This window comes from Alteromonas oceanisediminis, assembly GCF_018474025.1.
In the GTDB taxonomy this organism is placed as follows: domain Bacteria; phylum Pseudomonadota; class Gammaproteobacteria; order Enterobacterales; family Alteromonadaceae; genus Alteromonas_E; species Alteromonas_E oceanisediminis.
In genome coordinates, this window is record NZ_JAHCTA010000003.1 from 478,132 (window position 1) to 495,998 (window position 17,867).

The following is a 17,867-nucleotide window of genomic DNA, read 5'->3' on the forward strand; positions in this document are numbered from 1 at the left end:
TGGATTTTACCGGCTCGGATGATCTAAACGGATGACACTGGGCTTTTCCCTAACAAACGCCGATGACTCAACTGAGAGCATGACAAAGTAACTGTTTTTATATACAGTTATTTTACGGTAAAGTTATTGCATTGATGCATCACAGTTGGAGTGAGCGCACCATGGTTAGGGCGTGTTTATCTCTCATTTTATCTAATCGGTGACCGGCACAGGCTGGAGTCTGATTGATAATGCAATTGCTCATTCATTAAATTCAGGAGAACAAACGATGCAGGTCGCACAAGGAAAATTTACTGTTGCTATGGAGCCACACCATGATGGCGTGTTTGACGCGGGAAGAATGTCATTGAACAAAAACTACAGTGGCGATTTGGTCGCTACGGGTAAGGGGCAAATGCTTAGTCACCGCAGTGCTGTGCGTGGTTCGGCTGGGTATGTCGCTATTGAGCTGGTCACAGGTATATTAGACGGCAAGCAAGGTAGTTTTGTATTGCAACATCACGGCGTGATGCAAGGGGAAACTCAATCACTGAGTATCTCTATCGTCCCCGATTCGGGCACCGAAGCACTGGCGTCGATCGCCGGTAGCATGGAAATCACAATATCAGAAGGTGAGCATTTTTATACACTTAACTATGCACTGAAATAACAAAACCCGCGACGCCTTTTGACGTAGCGGGTTCTGTCTCAATTTGCTGACACAGGCGAATGGCTCGCCGCGCTAGCAGGTCAAGTTAGATACGGCTGTTAAGAACTTCAGCAATCGGCGAAGACATTAGATTATTTTCAGACACCCACGCACGGATGGTTTTACCGTCTTGCTCCGGTGCATTGAGCTGGCTTTTAGGCATCTTTTTAACCAGCAAGCTGCCTGCCTCAACCGCGTTATTCAAAAACGCTGTGCGGATCAGACTTTCTCCGCCACAGGTGATACCGGTGTAGTAGTCCTGAAGTTTCAAACTAAAATTCTTTTCGACAGAAGACATCTTCTTGCGCAGTTCGCCTTTGTCGTCCGCTTTAACAATAGTACAAATGTTTTGAAGCTCATCTTCAACGCTAGCAGATGCCGTTACAGAAAAGCCCAAAGCAACAGAGATAAGAGTGATAGAAGCAACATTTTTCAACATGGTAGTTCCTATAAATTACGTTAATTAAGTGGTGAAAACGAGCGCATTAAATATCAATAAATCTGGTTAGAATATAAACAGACACATACATAGGTATAGCTGAACATACGCTGCCCTTTTATCCGGTGGCTCTCATTTCCCCGCAGGCCATGTAAATTGCCGCGCCAACAAGGTCATATCTATTTTAGATAGGGGCTCAAATTATCGTGTTTACACTCAATTTCGGCTGAAAAAACGTATCGACATGCGTAAAAAAGCCGCGTTTTCTTTTTGAAAAAGCGGCTGCGTTTTTGTTATTCACAGTCATTGGACGCGAATAGCGCCTTTACACTTATAAATTCACAGTTGGCTTGGCTCCCAGTCCAGGGCCGTAAACAATGGCATTGAGCAATAACCGATTTGAGCCTTTCGCCGCACCACGGAAATTAGGCTGGCCAGAAAATAGAATGAGCTGGCCTTTTCCTATTCCCTGACGAGTGACATAAGCAGAGTTCGCGATACGGTGAGCAGCCTCTGGCCATAACAACCCACTCATACGGACATAGAGCTGTTGATTTTCAGGGTGGGTATACCATGCGTTGGCTTTTTCAGGTGTTTCCGTATCGCCAGCGATGTACTCACCAACCCGGCCGACAGCGTCGACACCGGATTTAGCCATCAAGACAGGTTGACGGCCAAACAGCACCGGCATCGATTCGGGCACACCAAACGTGAGCCAGTGACGCTGGTCAAAGCGACCTGCCACCATCGTACCACGCGGCATAAATAGTTTTTGCCATGCATCCTGTTTTTCCAATGTGTCTTTGTCCAGACTCTTCGGCGCGTTGTCCCAAGGATAAGTCACATTTGATGGCATAGCGTGCGCCTGTACTGTGTCGACGTCTATGCGGGTATTCAGTGCAAGCCAGTCACGGTGCAGCGCCAGGTTATAGTCGCCTGCATCAGCGAAGCTGTCTTCTATCTGACGTACACTGCCAATGCCGTTTTTCTCCTCCGCCAAGCGGCCTGCGCTACGCCCATTGGCGATCAATGTGCCGCCCTGTTTAACCCACTCAGAGAGTGCGTCCACAACAGGCTCATCAAGACTGGACCAGGTTTCCGGTAAAACAATCACGTTGTAGCGACGTAAATCAGCCCCACGTAATCTATTAATATCGAGTTGGCTGTGACGGATACCAAGGTAGTGATCGACAGACCACCATGTCGCACCTAAATCATAAAAGCTAACATTCCCCTGACTCAGCAAAGCCAATTGCGGGCGTGTCAATAATTTGAAATGGCGGCCTCCCCAATCGGGTAAGTCGCCTTCACCAAATCCGCTCGTGTGTGCCGTTAAACCCAGATTGAATTTATCTGCGGTGCTTTTAAGTTGGGCCACAAGATCATCCCGATTCGGGTTATCCGTGACCGTTACCACAACAGCACTGCGCGCCACATCGTTTTCAGCATAAGTGGTTGATTTATCCAGCACCCGAACTTGGATCCCTTGTTCCATCAATTGTGCTGCGAAACCCGGTGCGTTGTCGTCAGCTCCGTTTACCGTCCAAGCAATCGCGCCATCGACTAAAGTGTGGCGGGGTGTCGGCATTTGGTAAGGGCTTACGTCTTCATCTATATAGCGCGGAACCTCAAAAGCTGCCAGCCCATACATCATGGTTAGGTTCCATGCTGTGGTGTCGTACATAATTGACGACCCATCGCGAAGTACACTCTCCCGCTCTTCTTTAAGCACCTCAGGAAGCACGCCGGCATCAAATTCCATAATAGCCGACAACAAACGCGCTTCAGGCTGACGATTCGGTATGACTAAGCTACCTTTCGCAACGTCTACCTGCTGAGTCTGACCTAGATGGTTGGTGGCTTTTTTGAGCGTTATGGCGCGATCAGCGCGATACACTTCGATGTCTTGCGCAAGCAGTTTCTGTGCTAACGCATCAAGGCGGCTATGATTCTCTGTGGCTGCAATGACAAAGGTTTTGTCGGCATAACGACCTTTCTTACTGACGCTTTCCTTACGTGCTTGCCAATAATCCTGATACATCGCATCAGAATGCTGCGCCAGTGTTTTTAAATTTGCCATCGTGCTCACGTATTGGTGATGCACCGATTCCATATAGGTTTGCACCGTGCCTTCTGGGCGACGCACCCCGTCTTCTGCCATACGCGACTGCTCATACAGTATATGCATTGAGCCGCGATACTCTGCGTAATTCGAGTAACCTGGATACCAGTTCTCAAACCATTCGCCGGTGTAGTAACGCCAGCCTCGCTGATCAAAGGCCTGACCCTGATCACGCGCAAAGACTTCTGCCCATTTCTGTAGACTGGGCGAGATGTTGTCGTTCAAAGGCTGCCGTGGTGGCCCCATTAAATACGTGTCTTGTGCGCCCATTTCGTGGCCGTCGATCATCAGTTGTGGCCGCCATTGATTGATCAGTCCTACCCGCCCTTGCGTTTCCGGTTGTGTGAGATAGAAAAAGTCGCGGTTGAGGTCAAAGAAATAGTGATTTGTGCGTCCATACGGCCAGTCGCCATTATGCAATAGTGATTGATCATCCACATTCGGTGCTGTGCCTCGATATTGCTCCAACGATTTTGCAAAGCGCGCCCTGCCGTCGGGGTTCATGATAGGATCAATCACCACCAGCATATCGTCCAGCATCGCTTTAACGTCGCTGTCCTGACTGGCAATCAAATGATAAATGGACGCCAGCGCCGCATCGGCACCGGATGTTTCGTTGCCATGAATCGAATAGGCCATCCATGCCACCGCAGGTAGCTCATCAATCAATGCACTCGCTTGTTGATCGGAGACCCCGCGCGGATCGGCCAATGTTGCTAACTTTTGTTTGATGTCTGGCATAGCCTCAAGCAATGTTGGCGAGCCGATGAACACGGCGTATAGCGGTCTGTCCTCATGACTTCTGGCGTACTCAACCACCTTCAGCCGGTCACTCTGGGTTGCCCACGTATCGACGGCTTGCATGATTTGCGCGGGCGTTGCTACGCGCTGACCAACAGGAAAGCCCAGCAGGTCTTGAGGCGATGTCACAGCTGTGTCATATTTCCCACTTAGTATCGTGCCTTGATAAGCGAGATCGGGATCTTGCGACGGTTTTATTAGCAACGAAGCGTTGCTGGTAAAGCTCATCACGCCAACCAAAAGCGCAGCGAGCAGTGGGAAAGGATGATTCATAGGCGCGTTACCTTATTAGGTTGTTATTTTAATGGTTTGTCGTGGCACTAAGTTACCCTAACCCTGTCGTTTGAGATAAGCAAATTCCATGAGCGCCCCCAGTTTTACGATCAATCGGTTCGACAATATCATCGCTGTCCGTCTGACAGGTGATTGGAATCAGGCCATCGATTTGCGATATTTATCCGAACTTGGGGTGGTGATGCAGCGTATGCGTCAATCGACATGGGGCGTACTGGTGGACTTTCGACAATGGACGGTGGGGCCAGCGGTCATTGCTCAGAATGTAAACTACAGTTTGCATTTTGACCGCCGCAACCAAACCAGCGAATGCTGGCTGGTCAATGATGACGCGCAAGCCAGACACCTTGAGTTTTTTTTCAAGGATTTGCCCTTTTCCCCTCACCGTGTAAAAACACAACAAGATGCCTTGACGTGGGCGCGAGACAACAACTTTCCCAAGTCGACAGCCCTGACTTCATGGTTGTCTGTTAACGAATAAGCGTGTTAGCGATGGCTCATCTATTTGCTCTTGCAATATCGTAGAGGTTATTGATTGTGGCGATTCAAAATCGCGCATGTTTTTGACAAACCATTTGATCAAGTGTTTTGGTATACACCGTAAAGCTCGCTATAATAGCGGTCTTATTATCATTCAACCTGAACTCAGGTTAGCAACGGTCGTATACAGCTCTTTCACTGATAACACGACGGCTGGAGATTAGATTTGGTTACACAATCGGCGAAATGGACAATTGCAGACGCAGAGCGAGTTTACGGCGTATCGCGTTGGGGCGGCGGCTACTTTCATATTGGTGAAAATGGCCACGTGCATGTCACACCCGAACCGGGCAATGACAATATCCGCATCGACATGAAAGCGGTTATCGATGAAATTAAACAGGAAGGGATCCAGTTCCCGGTGGTTGTTCGATTTCATGATGTGTTGCGCAATCAAGTTGAAACGTTGAACAAAGCGTTTCGCAAATCGATTGAAGACTTCAAGTATCAAGGCCAGTATCGCGGTGTCTATCCGGTTAAAGTCAATCAAATGCGTGAAGTTGTCGAAGAAGTTGTTGACGCTGGAACGCCTTACAATTACGGATTGGAAGCCGGCTCGAAAGCCGAATTAATCACGGTTTTGGCGCTGAATACAAACGTTGGCTCGTTAACCATTTTAAACGGTTACAAAGACAAAGAGTTTATGCAGCTAGCGCTACTTGGCACCAAGCTGGGTCGTAAAATGGTGGTGGTGGTCGAAAAATACAGCGAGCTATTGCTGCTGGTGAAAACGGCGAAAGAGCTTGGCATTGAGCCCACCATTGGTGTGCGCTCAAAAATGACAGTAAAAGGCCGTGGGAAGTGGGAAGGCTCAGGCGGTGATCGCGCCAAGTTTGGTTTAACCATTACGGAAATTATTAAAACCGCTCGCTACTTAGAATCAGAAGGCATGGGGCACTGCCTGAAGCTACTGCACTTCCACATTGGCAGTCAGTTAACCGATATCCGCGCGGTGAAAGAAGCCATCAACGAAGGCGCGCGCATTTACGCTGAATTGCACAAAATGGGCTTCCCGCTTGAATATGTAGATGTAGGCGGTGGGCTCGGTATTGATTACGATGGCAGCAACTCTACCAGTGATTCTTCACGCAATTATTCAATGGATGAATACGTAGCCGATGTGGTGTATGGCATGAAAGAAGTTTGCGATTTAGAAGCCGTGCCCCACCCGACGCTGGTGAGTGAAAGTGGCCGAGCCATCACTGCGCATCACAGTTGCGTTATCACTGAAATTGTTGGAGAAATACGCTCTAACAGCGCCGAAATTGATACGTCGGAGAAAGACGGCGAACACATTTTCGTAAAGAACATTCGTTATCTGGCTGACCACTTTGACGAACAAACCAGCTTGCAGGAATTATTCAATGACGCTTCGGAGTATAAAGAAAAGGCCGTAGATGCTTTTAAACTGCGCGTACTTAGCCTCGAAGAGTTGGGTAAAATAGAGACCTTGTACTGGCAGATCATGGTTAAACTGCAACATAAATATCGTTCGGTCGATTTCGTGCCGGAGCAACTACAAGAACTCGATTACAGTTTGTCATCCCAATACCTGTGTAATTTTTCAGTATTTCAGAGCGCGGCGGATACGTGGGCAATTGATCAGTTGCTGCCCGTTGTTCCACTAACGCGCATGAACGAAGAGCCAACAGTGAATTGCTCACTGGTAGATATTACCTGTGATAGCGATGGCAAAATTGATCAATTCACGATTGAGCGCGGTATCTCGGATATTTTGCCGGTACACCCACTCAAACCAGACGAACCGTATTACGTCGGCCTATTCCTTACCGGCGCATATCAAGACGTAATGGGTGACATGCACAACCTATTTGGGCGTCTCAGTGAAGTTCACATATTCAGTTATGATGACGACCCTGAAGACTTCTATATCGAAGAGTTCGTGCGTGGTTCGTCGGTCACTGATGTGCTTAGCGTGATGCAATACAACACCAAGGCGATGGCGTCTGATGTTAAGAAGTTGATTGACAAGCACGTTGCCAGTGGCGGCATGAATCCACGTGAAGGCGTTCGTTGGACAGACTTCTACGAGTCCTGTTTAGACGGATACACATACCTCAAAACCGGCGAAAAGTAGCTAAAGGGTAGCGGCTAGGGCGTGTTGTTCTGTGCAGATGCCGCTTCACGCTGCTGAGCTGTGCGAAAGGCCTCAAAATGGGCACTCCACAGTTCAGCGGTGGTGTAATTGATCATGTTACTCTCAGCATTGATCAGCATGGCAAAGCCTGCGCCGGTCTCCGGTGAAAAACTCACATCAGCACGATAGCCTTTTACCCAACCACCATGATAAACCAGCTTGTAACCCTCAAAATCGTAAACGCGCCAGCCTAATCCATAATGTGCGTCTTTAAGATGTTCACGCCAGCCCCTGCGGTAAGTTTCACGCTTGGTTTTTACCCGAGGCGTCGTCACATCGCTAATCAATTGAGGGCTGACAATGTTGGGGTATTCCCCCAGCATGGCGCGTAACCATACCGACATGTCGGCGATGCTGGCATTAACGCCTGCTGCGGGCGCAAAACGATAGTAATTATTTTCTACGTCGCCTTCGCGCCAGCGATTTCGGGCAATAGCGATATGTGGGCGCGCCCACTGCGATGAACTCATCAAAGCCCCCTTACCGGCACTGGCTGTTTGCATGCCTAAAGGGTCAAAGAGTTGTGTCTGTAACTGGCGGTGATAAGAGGTATTCTGGCTTGAAAAGTAATTTTCCAGCGTCCCAAATAATGCATTCTGATAGGTGTAGCACTGGCCGGGAGAGCACAAAGGTTCTAGGTCAGCAAGCTGCTTCAGCACGCGCTTGACCGGATAATCAGCCTCAATAAGATTGTCATAAGCATTTGGCATGTAACCGCTGGATTGGCCAATTAAGTGTTCAAGCTGTAACTTGTCGGTATATTGCGAGTTAAAGTCAGGTTGCTCAACCAGCTCGACCAACTGTGTTTGCCAGTTTAACTGTTGCCCAGCGACCATCTTCGCCATCAACACGCCAGTAAACGTTTTTGACACAGAGGCTAAACGAAACACGGTGTCTGGTGATATTTTGGAACCGCCTCGATGAGTGACGCCCTGAACTACCACAACAGGTTTCTCGCCTTGTTGATAAAAAACCATGGCATAACCGGGAATATTCAGCTTTCGGGCTCGCGCAGCGACGTCTTTTTGATAGCTATCAAACCACGCTGGTACTGCTGAACTTGAGGCTGCGGTATCGGCTACCACCCGCGCTGGAGCACTCGCAAGAGCAACCAACAGAAACGCGAAAAGCCAGACAACACGGCGCGTTAGAGAAAAAATAGCAATAATGATTTACCCGATGACATGAAAGAAAGGCATGTGGATTATCCTGTGCTGAGGAGGCTAAATCAAGTCGAGTGGTGCACAGCACTGCGTTAATTGGTTAACTAACAGTTCCGATTTCGTCGCCTCAATGTGCCAACTTTCCTCTACAATAAGCACATTCTGGATAACGCGTACTACCCAAGATGACTCAAAGCATGCTGAGTAACTCTCACACAGACACCTTCCGTACCGCACGCATGACGAGAGACAAGCGCTTTGACGGGCTGTTTTTTATTGCCGTGAAAACAACCGGTATTTTCTGTCGTCCCATCTGTCCAGCGAACCTGCCCAACGAAGAGAATGTTGAATACTTTACCCATCGCCAACAAGCCATGCAGGCGGGCTATCGCCCGTGCCTACGCTGTCGGCCAGACAGCGCGCCGGGGTCGCCAGCGTGGAGAGGGGTCGATACTACTGTTGAGCGAGCATTAACCTTACTCTTGGCCTACCCTGACCTGAGTGTCGAGAACATCGCTAACAAGCTAGGTATCACGTCGCGCTATTTGCATAAATTAACACAACAGCATGTTGGCATGGGCCCCAAGCACTATCGGCAATATTCTCAAGTTTTGCTGGCGAAACAGCTGTTACACCAAACCCGCTTAAGCGTGGAGCACATTGCCCACAGTGTGGGTTTCTCGAGCAGTCGCCGTTTACAGGCGCAGATGAAGTCGGTTACGCAGCTAACCCCCACACAAATTCGTCGAAACCATGAGGAAAACCGCAGCGACGCCATCGAACTCATGCTCCACTATCGAGCCCCTTATGACTGGCCTGCGCTACGGGATTTTATGGCACTTCGTGCGATAAAACCTATTGAGGAAGTGACAGATAATAGCTATGCGCGGTACTTTCAATTGGACTACGATCCCGCGAAGAATGGCTTTTTTCGCGCGACTCATCTACCGGAAAAACAGGCATTTAGGGTTGAAATACAGGTGGCACACATGCCAATGTTACTGCCGGTGATCCAACATGTCCGACGCATCTTAGACCTGGATGCTGACCCGATGGCTATTATGAGCAAACTGTCAGCAAGCGGTGTTCCCAGCAACTTACTGACCCAAGGGCTGCGTTTGCCCGGTGTGTGGAGCCCGTTCGAAGCCGGCTGTCGCGCAATCTTGGGACAACAGGTAAGTGTGACATCCGCTATCAATCAACTGCAACGAATCTGCTTGTACTATAATGACTCTCGCGATGGCACAGCGTGCGCGTTTCCCACCCCAACGCAGATTGCCAGCATCAGCGATGATTTACTCAAAATGCCTTTAGCGCGAAAACGCGCACTTCGAGCGTTTGCCGAATGCTTTACCAACGATCCGCACCCGTCACCTGAAAGCCTGCTTGCGATCAAAGGGATCGGACCGTGGACGGTAAATTACCTACGCATGCGCGGGCTGTCGCAACCTGATATGTTTCTTGGTACCGATCTGGTGGTTTCCAGAATTCAGCAAAAACTCACGTTAAACCCGACAAAAGCATCACCTTGGGGCAGCTATCTAACATTTCAGCTTTGGCAAATTGCCACGCAGGAGAATTCGTAAATGAGCACAGAGTACATAGACACCCCAGTGGGTTGGCTCGAAGTCAAAGCAGATACCGTTGGCATTACTCACGTGACCTTTGTGAGTCACTGTGGTGAAGTGTCGCCTAGTTCAATCACAACGCTTGCTGTTACGCAGCTCAATGAATATCTTAATGGCGATCGGCGTGCATTTTCGTTGCCACTGAATCCTCACGGTACCGATTTTCAACGTGGTGTATGGCACGCGTTGATGAGTATTGATTATGGCAAGACCACCAGCTACGCAGATATTGCCCTGCGCATCGGCAACAAAAAAGCGTGCCGCGCCGTGGGAGCCGCCAATGGTAAAAACCCGATTGGAATCATCGTGCCTTGCCATCGTGTAATTGGCGCAAATGGCACTCTCACAGGGTATGCTGGTGGGCTGGAACGTAAACAGTGGTTACTGTCGTTGGAACGTGGCGATAACCTTTTTTAACCCGCTATCATCAAAAGGAAACATCGGTGTCATCAAGCGCAGTCATTAAGCTATTTATTTTAGGCGCCATCTGGGGATCGTCTTTTTTGTTTATGCGCGCGGCAACGCCAGAGTTTGGCGTTTATCCACTGGTTGAATTGCGAACGGTTTTAGCAAGCCTGTTTCTACTGCCTTTTGTATTATTACGCCGTCAATGGCGCGATATGGTCGTGCACTGGCGTCATATCGCGGTTATCGGTGTGGTTAATACCGCGGTGCCATTCGCGCTATTTAATTACAGTAGCTTGCATTTAGAAGCTGGCTACAATTCCATTCTCAACGCCACTGCGCCTATGTTCGGGGCGCTGATTGCTTTCATCTGGCTTTCGGATCGGCTAGAACGTAGCGCAATTTTCGGATTATTGATTGGCTTTTTCGGCGTAGTACAGCTCAGCTGGGCCAAAGTCAGCGGTAGCGGCATCAGTTTCCTGCCCATCGCTACAGCGCTCATGGCCACTTGCTGCTATGGCATAGCGGCAAGCTACATGAAACGCTATATGCAAGGGGTAAAGCCCCTCGCTATTGCCGCGGGGAGTCAACTATTTGCCTCAGTGTTTTTACTGCCTGCGGCGCTATGGACATGGCCTGTACACATGCCTGGAAACAGTGCCTGGTTTCAAGCCATAGCACTTGCCGTGGTATGCACTGGGGTGGCGTACATTCTGTACTTTGATTTAATCGCCACTGAGGGGCCGTCCAAAGCGATTACCGTCGCGTATCTAGTGCCGTTGTTCGGAGTGATTTGGGGCGGTATCTTTTTGCATGAACGCCTCAGTGTGCCGGTGTATATCGGCGGGGCCTGCATCTTGATTGGCGTGGCATTAACGAACGGCTTAGTGGGTAAACAGCGAGCAAAACGTCGCCCGTGAGGTTAGTCAATAAGCTGCATCCTGACAAGATTGCTGCCTTCGCGTTTTGCCTGATAAAGCGCGTCGTCTGCATTAGCCGTTACCTCACTCATGGCGCGCGGCGTTGCGGTATATGAAACGCCGAAAGACGCCGTTAGGCGGATGTTCGGATGCGCCGCTGGGGGGCTTATTTCCTCGATCCCCTGACGGATGTCCTGAGCCATATCAAAAGCTTCATGTGGGCCGGTATCCGGCAATAAAATGATAAACTCTTCGCTGCTCCACCGGCCCAGTATATCCTTGCTGCGGATCTGGTGCCCTAAATATGCCGTGAAGCTGTCAAGCACCTGATCCCCTACATTGCGACCATAGGTGTCGTTAATCGATGTAAAGTTATCTATGTCAATAATGATCACTGCCACGGTATGCCGTGCATCAATTAAGTTATTAAACTTCTCTTCAATAACAATTCGGTCCGGCAACCGCGAGGGTGCGTATTGCAACGTGTTGGTTTGCATGTCTTGACGGAAGTAATACAAAATATTGTAGATGAGCAGAAACAGCACAAAGATGATCACCAATAAGGTCACTACACTGGCAATAAAGCCACGTGATATTTCCGTTTGGCGCGCATCTAACGGGCTTAGAAGGTATAGCGTCCAGTCGAACTGTTCTAAATCAATCTCAGCGATCAGAAAATCATTGCCTTCAATGGACACCAATTGATTATTTAAGGTTTTTTCCTGTTTTATCTCAGGCTCTAGGCGCTGATACCACAGCAAGTCTTCGAGTGTTTTAAACTCTGAATATTCAGCAATCAGTGTGGAATCTGATGACAGCGTAATGTTGTCGTTATCATCGACAAAAATAAAATCGTAACCGTGCTCGCGCTTGTAACTGTCAAACACCGTTAAAAAGCTGCGCAGCGCCTTGCCGACGCCAAAAAAGCCAAGAAACTTGCCGTCGTTGTTGTAAATTTTTAAATCGATATAAAAATGCGTATCTTCCCACTTGCCAATGTCAGCCACCGCGTTGCGCTCTGCATCTCGGTACTTAAAGTACCAATTCACTTCGCCTTCAATGAGATCAATGGTGCTACCGTCAGAATTGTATTGCTGACGATTCACTTCGCTGGCAATGAAAAAGATCATACCAAACTCATTTTCAAGACGCTTAAGCATGCGGAAAGCGTCCTCTGGAACCAGCGGATCGTTTTCGGTGACATCCATCAAATCGACAAGTTCTCTGGACTTGCTAAGTGTTTCGGCGATATGCAAAGGTTGGATTAATTGGTCGATGATTAAATCAATCGCAGGCGACATAGACGCCTGTTGTGCTCGACTTTGTTCGGCAACAATTTTACTGATACTGAAATGCACCAGTGTCACAATAGAAATCACCACTACCGCGAACAACACTAAAATACTGCGGTGCAACGTTCTGAATATACTCACTGCATAACCTCTTCCTTGATCAAGCACAGTTGCTCACGCCACCACGTTTGCAACCTATTGCGCTCATCATAGCACGGAAGGTGAACGGTGCAATTCAGCACTGACATCGCTCAGGATGTTCGTTACACTTCTGCACACACTTTTTGAGGGAACGAGTTATGGGTTTATCAGTTGTTATCCTAGCGGCCGGAAAAGGTACGCGCATGAAATCTAGCCTGCCGAAGGTTTTGCACCCCATTGCAGGTTTACCGATGGTGCAGCGCATCATCAATACGGTCGAACAAATCGGCGCAGATAGTGTCAATTTAGTCTACGGGCATGGTGGCGATTTGCTGCAGCAACAGATCACGGGTAGTAACCTGACTTGGTGCTTGCAAGCCGAGCAACTTGGCACTGGCCATGCGGTGCAGCAAGCCGCCGACAACATCAATGACGAAGATGACGTGTTGGTACTCGTGGGTGATGCGCCCCTGATCAAGCCCAGTACACTAAAGCGTTTACTGGCCGCAAAGCAAAACGCTGACCTCGCTCTGTTGACGGTGCAGCTTGATGATCCCACCGGTATGGGCCGCATTATTCGCGACGGTGACAACATCACCGCGATTGTCGAACATAAAGATGCGACTGAACAACAGCGCGAGATTACTGAAATCAATACCGGCATGATGGTGATCCCTGGTGCGGATCTGAAACGCTGGCTTTCTGGCCTGCAAAACAACAATGCGCAAGGTGAGTATTATCTTACCGATGTGATCGCAATGGCCGCTAACGAAGGTAAACAAATTCGCGCTGCTCACCCTGAAAAGCCATTTGAGGTTGAAGGCGTCAACAATCGTGTGCAGCTTTCAGCGCTTGAACGCGCTTTTCAGCTCGAACAGGCAGAACATGCCATGCTGGCAGGTGCGACTGTAGCCGACCCAGCCCGTTTTGATGTACGCGGTGAATTGAGCGTCGGCTCCGATGTAGTCATCGATATTAATTTCGTTGCGGTAGGCAAAGTGACACTGGGTGATAATGTTCGCATTGGTGCCAACTGCGTACTCATCGATTGCGATATCGCCGATGGCGCTGTGATTGAAGCAAACAGTATTATTGAACAAGCCAGTGTTGGCCCTAATTGCACCGTTGGGCCATTCGCAAGGCTGCGTCCAGGCGCCAACATGCTTGATGGGTCTAAGGTGGGTAACTTCGTCGAGATGAAAAAAACGACGCTAGGTAAAGGCGCTAAAGCGAATCATTTGACGTACCTTGGCGATACTGAAGTGGGTGAAAACGCGAATATCGGCGCAGGTACAATCACCTGCAATTATGATGGTGTGAACAAATCTAAAACCGTGATTGGCAGCGGAGCCTTTATTGGTTCAAATTCTTCTTTAGTGGCTCCTGTCACCATTGGCGAAGGCGCTACCGTTGGCGCGGGTTCCGTGATCACCAAATCCGTAGAACAGCATCAACTCAGCGTAGCACGCGGCAAACAACGAAATATCGACGGCTGGGAACGCCCCACTAAGCGATAACCTGATACATCTACGCTACCACCCAGCCGCCTGCTCAGGCGGCTTTCTACTGATTCATGCTTAGATCCGACGCTATAGCGTATATCATTAAATACCATTTAATAGCTCGATATACTTGATAATTTCAAAACGAAAGCTATAGTCCTTTCACTTTGAAATCAATTAGGGCAAATCGTGTCTCGTATTAGTACGCAACAGCGACAGCATTCTATCCTCGAACAGCTACAGTCAGAGGGAGAAGTTGGTGTGGAAGCCCTATCAAAACGGTTCTCTACCTCTGAAGTTACAATACGAAAAGATCTTCGTCAGCTTGAAGCCGCACGAAAGCTCGTTCGTAAATTTGGTGGCGCAGTAAAAGTCGAAACGTATAATAAAAGCGATGAAAGCCCCATAGTTTCAAAACGAAAGTACGCGATCGCGAAGCGCTCAGCGCAGCTTATCCCCTCTGGCGCACGTATTGTTATTGACGCGGGAACAACCGTTTCTGCGCTTTTGCCTCATATTGAACAACGAAAAGATCTGGTGGTGATGACTAACTCCCTGAAAATCGCTAATCGACTAACAACGCGCGATGTCCACCCGCAAATACTGTTTACCGGTGGAACCTGGGATCAACAATCAGAAGCCTTTCAAGGCAAAATGGCGGAGCAGATGCTCCGCGCATACGACTTCGACATGGCGTTTATTGGTGCAGCCGGGCTCGATCCTGAACGTGGAACCACAACGTTCAATGAACTGACTAACTTGAGCCAGGTTATGGCAGACGTTTCTCGGCACGTGGTCATAATGGCCGAGTCAGACAAACTACATCGGCGCATCCCGAATGTGGAGCTGCCGTGGAAAAATATTTCTACTTTGGTTACAGACACAGCGATTGCCGCTGAGTCTGTGCGTTTAATTCAACAACACGGCGTCGACGTGATCTGCGCCACAGATGAGGAACATTAATATGTGCGGCATAGTCGGTGCAGTAGCTGAAAGGAACGTGGTTGAGATTTTATTAGAAGGCTTAAAACGCCTCGAATACAGAGGGTATGATTCAGCGGGTGTTGCCCTGCTCGATCAATCAGGTGAACTCCGCCGCGTACGCCGTATAGGCAAGGTACAAGAACTGGCAGATGCGATTACGGCGGAAAATGGCCTGGGCACTACCGGCATCGCTCACACACGCTGGGCTACGCATGGTGGGGTCACAGAAGCCAATGCACACCCTCATACGTCGACCGAGCGGATCGCGGTTGTGCACAACGGCATTATTGAAAACTATCTGGATCTGCGTCAAAAACTGTCTAATCAAGGGTATACCTTTAGCAGCGATACCGACACTGAGACTATTGCTCACACCGTCAACGAGGTGCTTAAGACTTCGTCGAGCCTGATTGAAGCGGTGCAAAAATCAGTAAAACAATTCTACGGAGCCTACGGCACTGTGATCATGGACAGAGAAGACCCTTCCCGCGTAGTGGTGGCTCGCTCCGGAAGCCCTTTGGTGATTGGTTTAGGTTTGGGCGAAAACTTCATTGCTTCTGACCAACTTGCCTTACTACCTGTCACCCGCCGCTTTATCTTCCTCGAAGAAGGCGATGTTGCAGAAGTCACGCGCCGCAGTGTGAGCATATTTGATCATAATGGCAACGCGGTTGAGCGTGAGATTGTGGAATCCTCAGTAGAGCATGACGCAGGCGACAAAGCCGGTTATCGCCACTATATGCTTAAGGAAATCCATGAACAGCCCACGGTGGTTCGCAATGCACTCCAAGGCCGTTTAGGCGATGATGATATTGCGAGTGATCTGTTCGGTAAAGACGCTGACAACATTTTAAAAGACGTTAAGCATGTGCAAATCATTGCCTGTGGCACCAGCTACCATGCCGGTATGACGGCGCGCTATTGGTTAGAGCAGTATGCAAACGTGAGTTGCAACGTCGAAATTGCTTCTGAGTTCCGCTACCGTAAATCGGTAGTGCATCCAAACAGCTTGTTGGTTACCATCTCGCAATCTGGCGAAACAGCCGATACGCTGGCGGCGTTGCGATTAGCCAAAGAACTCGGCTACATGTCAACACTCACCATTTGTAACGTACCAGGTTCATCGCTGGTGCGTGAATCTGACTTGTCCTACATGACAAAAGCCGGTGCGGAGATTGGTGTTGCTTCAACCAAAGCGTTTACTACGCAGCTAACGGCGTTTCTGCTATTAACCCTCACTCTGGGGCGATACAACGGACTGACTGAAGAGCATAAGCAAAATATGCTTAAAGGTTTGCACAGCCTGCCTGCCAAGCTGGAAGAGACGTTGACACTTAGTGCCAATATTGAAATGTTGGCTGAAGAGTTTGCCGACAAGCATCACAGCTTGTTTCTCGGTCGTGGCGACCAATACCCCATCGCGATGGAAGGCGCATTGAAACTGAAAGAGATTTCCTACATTCATGCAGAAGCCTATGCATCGGGTGAGTTAAAACACGGCCCTCTGGCGCTGATCGATGAGGAAATGCCGGTTATCGTGGTTGCACCGAACAACGAGCTGCTTGAGAAACTAAAATCGAATGTGGAAGAGGTGCGCGCCCGTGGTGGTATCATGTACGTGTTTGCCGATAAAGACGCTAACTTCCAAGGCGACGACACCATGCGCGTGATTAACGTGCCTCACTGCGAACCGTCCATCGCGCCCATCATCTATACACTGCCGCTACAGTTACTGTCGTACTACGTGGCACTTATCAAAGGCACCGACGTCGATCAACCACGCAATCTGGCAAAATCAGTGACGGTTGAGTAGGTTTTTTTAGCACAGGGATGTGTTTGTCATTAGACACTAAAGTTTGAAACTGTAACAATAAAGATTGAAACTGTAGCAATAAAGTTAAAAACTTTATGTGTCCCGGTTAACCTGAATAAAAGTTAACCGGGTTTTTGTTTTGGCCAAATCAAAGTATGTTTTAACTGAAAAGCAAATCATTAAGCGGATAAAAGAAGGCCGAGGTGCAGGAAAGCTTTCTAACTATAAACCGTGGCTGTATGTTGATGAAGTCCCCTCAAAAGGCCGATCTCAAAGAGTTTACTCACACCTAACTGGGCGAGTTCATCATGTACTTTCGGATCTTGAGTTCGCAGTTTTTCTCCTACTAGACCATAACCCTGCCGTAACAGATATTCGTGAGCAGTTTCCACTCAACAGAGATGACACACTCAATATTGCTAAAGAAGGTCAGCTTTGGCACCCTGCGCAAGGAGGAGTAAACCATGTAATGTCCTCCGATTTCTTGGTTAATGCCGCTTCTAAAAACCAGCCTAAGTTTGCTATTCAAGCAAAGTACTCTCAAGATTTGAAAGACCCAAGAACCATTGAAAAGCTTGAAATAGAACGCCGATACTGGCAACTAAAAAAAGTTCCTTGGTTCCTTGTAACAGATAAAGAGATAGACAAAATAATAGTATCGAACATTGAGTGGTTATACGGGGTTAAGGGATACTTTGATGAAATTATAACGGATGAGCTACTGCTCACTTTTGAACATATCAATACCCATTTTGTTCAACACCCAGATAGAAAAGTCGTAGACCTATGTAAAGAGTATGACATGGCATACCAGCAAGATCTTGGGCAGTCACTTTATGATGTTCGTTTGATGTGCGCAGCAAGGCTTATTACGTTCGATATTCGTCTACCATTCCATAGTGACGTGGTCAAGCCAAATCGACCAACCCAGTTAAGCTACTTTTCTCTCATTTCTTACATCTAATTCGTATTGGTTT

14 protein-coding genes are annotated in these 17,867 nt (G+C 48.6%); 10 read left to right on the plus strand and 4 right to left on the minus strand.

Annotated features, from left to right (window positions below; genetic code table 11):
• Positions 1–268: 268 nt before the first annotated feature.
• Positions 269–649, plus strand: a complete 381-nt coding sequence (locus tag KIU71_RS07595; protein ID WP_214130583.1) for a DUF3224 domain-containing protein — start codon at positions 269–271, stop codon at positions 647–649.
• An 85-nt stretch (positions 650–734) separates the two neighbouring features.
• Here the strand turns inward: KIU71_RS07595 and KIU71_RS07600 are convergent, their stop codons facing one another.
• Both KIU71_RS07600 and KIU71_RS07605 read right to left on the minus strand, forming a co-directional pair.
• Positions 735–1,127 carry a DUF3718 domain-containing protein gene (locus tag KIU71_RS07600; RefSeq protein ID WP_214130584.1) on the minus strand — a complete coding sequence of 131 codons (393 nt, stop codon included), beginning with the start codon at positions 1,125–1,127 and terminating at the stop codon, positions 735–737.
• 331 nt (positions 1,128–1,458) lie between these two features.
• Entirely contained in the window at positions 1,459–4,323 is a 2,865-nt protein-coding gene (locus KIU71_RS07605) for a M14 family metallopeptidase (protein WP_214130585.1), read from the minus strand.
• Between the two features lie 88 nt (positions 4,324–4,411).
• Here KIU71_RS07605 and KIU71_RS07610 point away from each other — a divergent pair, with 88 nt between their 5' ends.
• Positions 4,412–4,825, plus strand: coding sequence for a hypothetical protein (locus KIU71_RS07610; protein WP_214130586.1), 414 nt, complete (start codon positions 4,412–4,414; stop codon positions 4,823–4,825).
• A gap of 225 nt (positions 4,826–5,050) precedes the next feature.
• Entirely contained in the window at positions 5,051–6,982 is a 1,932-nt protein-coding gene (gene speA / locus KIU71_RS07615; RefSeq protein WP_214130587.1) for a biosynthetic arginine decarboxylase, read from the plus strand.
• A gap of 14 nt (positions 6,983–6,996) precedes the next feature.
• Here the strand turns inward: speA and KIU71_RS07620 are convergent, their stop codons facing one another.
• Positions 6,997–8,157, minus strand: coding sequence for a serine hydrolase domain-containing protein (locus KIU71_RS07620; RefSeq protein ID WP_250207334.1), 1,161 nt, complete (start codon positions 8,155–8,157; stop codon positions 6,997–6,999).
• A gap of 245 nt (positions 8,158–8,402) precedes the next feature.
• Here KIU71_RS07620 and KIU71_RS07625 point away from each other — a divergent pair, with 245 nt between their 5' ends.
• The 3 genes from KIU71_RS07625 to KIU71_RS07635 are packed head-to-tail and all read left to right on the plus strand — an operon-like array spanning position 8,403 to position 11,158.
• Entirely contained in the window at positions 8,403–9,791 is a 1,389-nt protein-coding gene (locus tag KIU71_RS07625; RefSeq protein WP_214130588.1) for an AlkA N-terminal domain-containing protein, read from the plus strand.
• Complete coding sequence (locus tag KIU71_RS07630; protein ID WP_214130589.1) at positions 9,792–10,250, plus strand: methylated-DNA--[protein]-cysteine S-methyltransferase; 459 nt, start codon at positions 9,792–9,794, stop codon at positions 10,248–10,250.
• A gap of 26 nt (positions 10,251–10,276) precedes the next feature.
• On the plus strand, positions 10,277–11,158 hold the full coding sequence (locus tag KIU71_RS07635) for a DMT family transporter (protein WP_214130590.1): 882 nt from the start codon (positions 10,277–10,279) through the stop codon (positions 11,156–11,158).
• A 2-nt stretch (positions 11,159–11,160) separates the two neighbouring features.
• On the opposite strand, the gene KIU71_RS07640 is transcribed toward KIU71_RS07635, so the two are convergent.
• Complete coding sequence (locus KIU71_RS07640) at positions 11,161–12,591, minus strand: sensor domain-containing diguanylate cyclase (RefSeq protein ID WP_214130591.1); 1,431 nt, start codon at positions 12,589–12,591, stop codon at positions 11,161–11,163.
• Positions 12,592–12,749: 158 nt separating this feature from the next.
• Here KIU71_RS07640 and glmU point away from each other — a divergent pair, with 158 nt between their 5' ends.
• From glmU to KIU71_RS07660, 4 genes are all read left to right on the plus strand, one after another.
• On the plus strand, positions 12,750–14,108 hold the full coding sequence (glmU, locus tag KIU71_RS07645; RefSeq protein ID WP_214130592.1) for a bifunctional UDP-N-acetylglucosamine diphosphorylase/glucosamine-1-phosphate N-acetyltransferase GlmU: 1,359 nt from the start codon (positions 12,750–12,752) through the stop codon (positions 14,106–14,108).
• Between the two features lie 174 nt (positions 14,109–14,282).
• Positions 14,283–15,056 (plus strand): DeoR/GlpR family DNA-binding transcription regulator, encoded by a 774-nt coding sequence (locus KIU71_RS07650; protein ID WP_214130593.1) that lies wholly within the window; start codon positions 14,283–14,285, stop codon positions 15,054–15,056.
• Position 15,057: 1 nt separating this feature from the next.
• Positions 15,058–16,890 (plus strand): glutamine--fructose-6-phosphate transaminase (isomerizing), encoded by a 1,833-nt coding sequence (glmS, locus tag KIU71_RS07655; protein WP_214130594.1) that lies wholly within the window; start codon positions 15,058–15,060, stop codon positions 16,888–16,890.
• Between the two features lie 139 nt (positions 16,891–17,029).
• Positions 17,030–17,854 (plus strand): TnsA endonuclease N-terminal domain-containing protein, encoded by an 825-nt coding sequence (locus tag KIU71_RS07660; RefSeq protein WP_250207335.1) that lies wholly within the window; start codon positions 17,030–17,032, stop codon positions 17,852–17,854.
• Positions 17,855–17,867 lie beyond the last annotated feature (13 nt).

Excerpts from the sequence above, each read along its gene's own strand:
- KIU71_RS07605 (WP_214130585.1), bottom strand. The coding sequence starts at position 4,323 with ATGAATCATCCTTTCCCACTGCTCGCTGCGCTTTTGGTTGGCGTGATG.
- glmU (WP_214130592.1), top strand. The coding sequence starts at position 12,750 with ATGGGTTTATCAGTTGTTATCCTAGCGGCCGGAAAAGGTACGCGCATG.
- KIU71_RS07610 (WP_214130586.1), top strand. The coding sequence starts at position 4,412 with ATGAGCGCCCCCAGTTTTACGATCAATCGGTTCGACAATATCATCGCT.
- KIU71_RS07625 (WP_214130588.1), top strand. The coding sequence starts at position 8,403 with ATGCTGAGTAACTCTCACACAGACACCTTCCGTACCGCACGCATGACG.
- KIU71_RS07630 (WP_214130589.1), top strand. The coding sequence starts at position 9,792 with ATGAGCACAGAGTACATAGACACCCCAGTGGGTTGGCTCGAAGTCAAA.
- glmS (WP_214130594.1), top strand. The coding sequence starts at position 15,058 with ATGTGCGGCATAGTCGGTGCAGTAGCTGAAAGGAACGTGGTTGAGATT.
- KIU71_RS07595 (WP_214130583.1), top strand. The coding sequence starts at position 269 with ATGCAGGTCGCACAAGGAAAATTTACTGTTGCTATGGAGCCACACCAT.
- KIU71_RS07600 (WP_214130584.1), bottom strand. The coding sequence starts at position 1,127 with ATGTTGAAAAATGTTGCTTCTATCACTCTTATCTCTGTTGCTTTGGGC.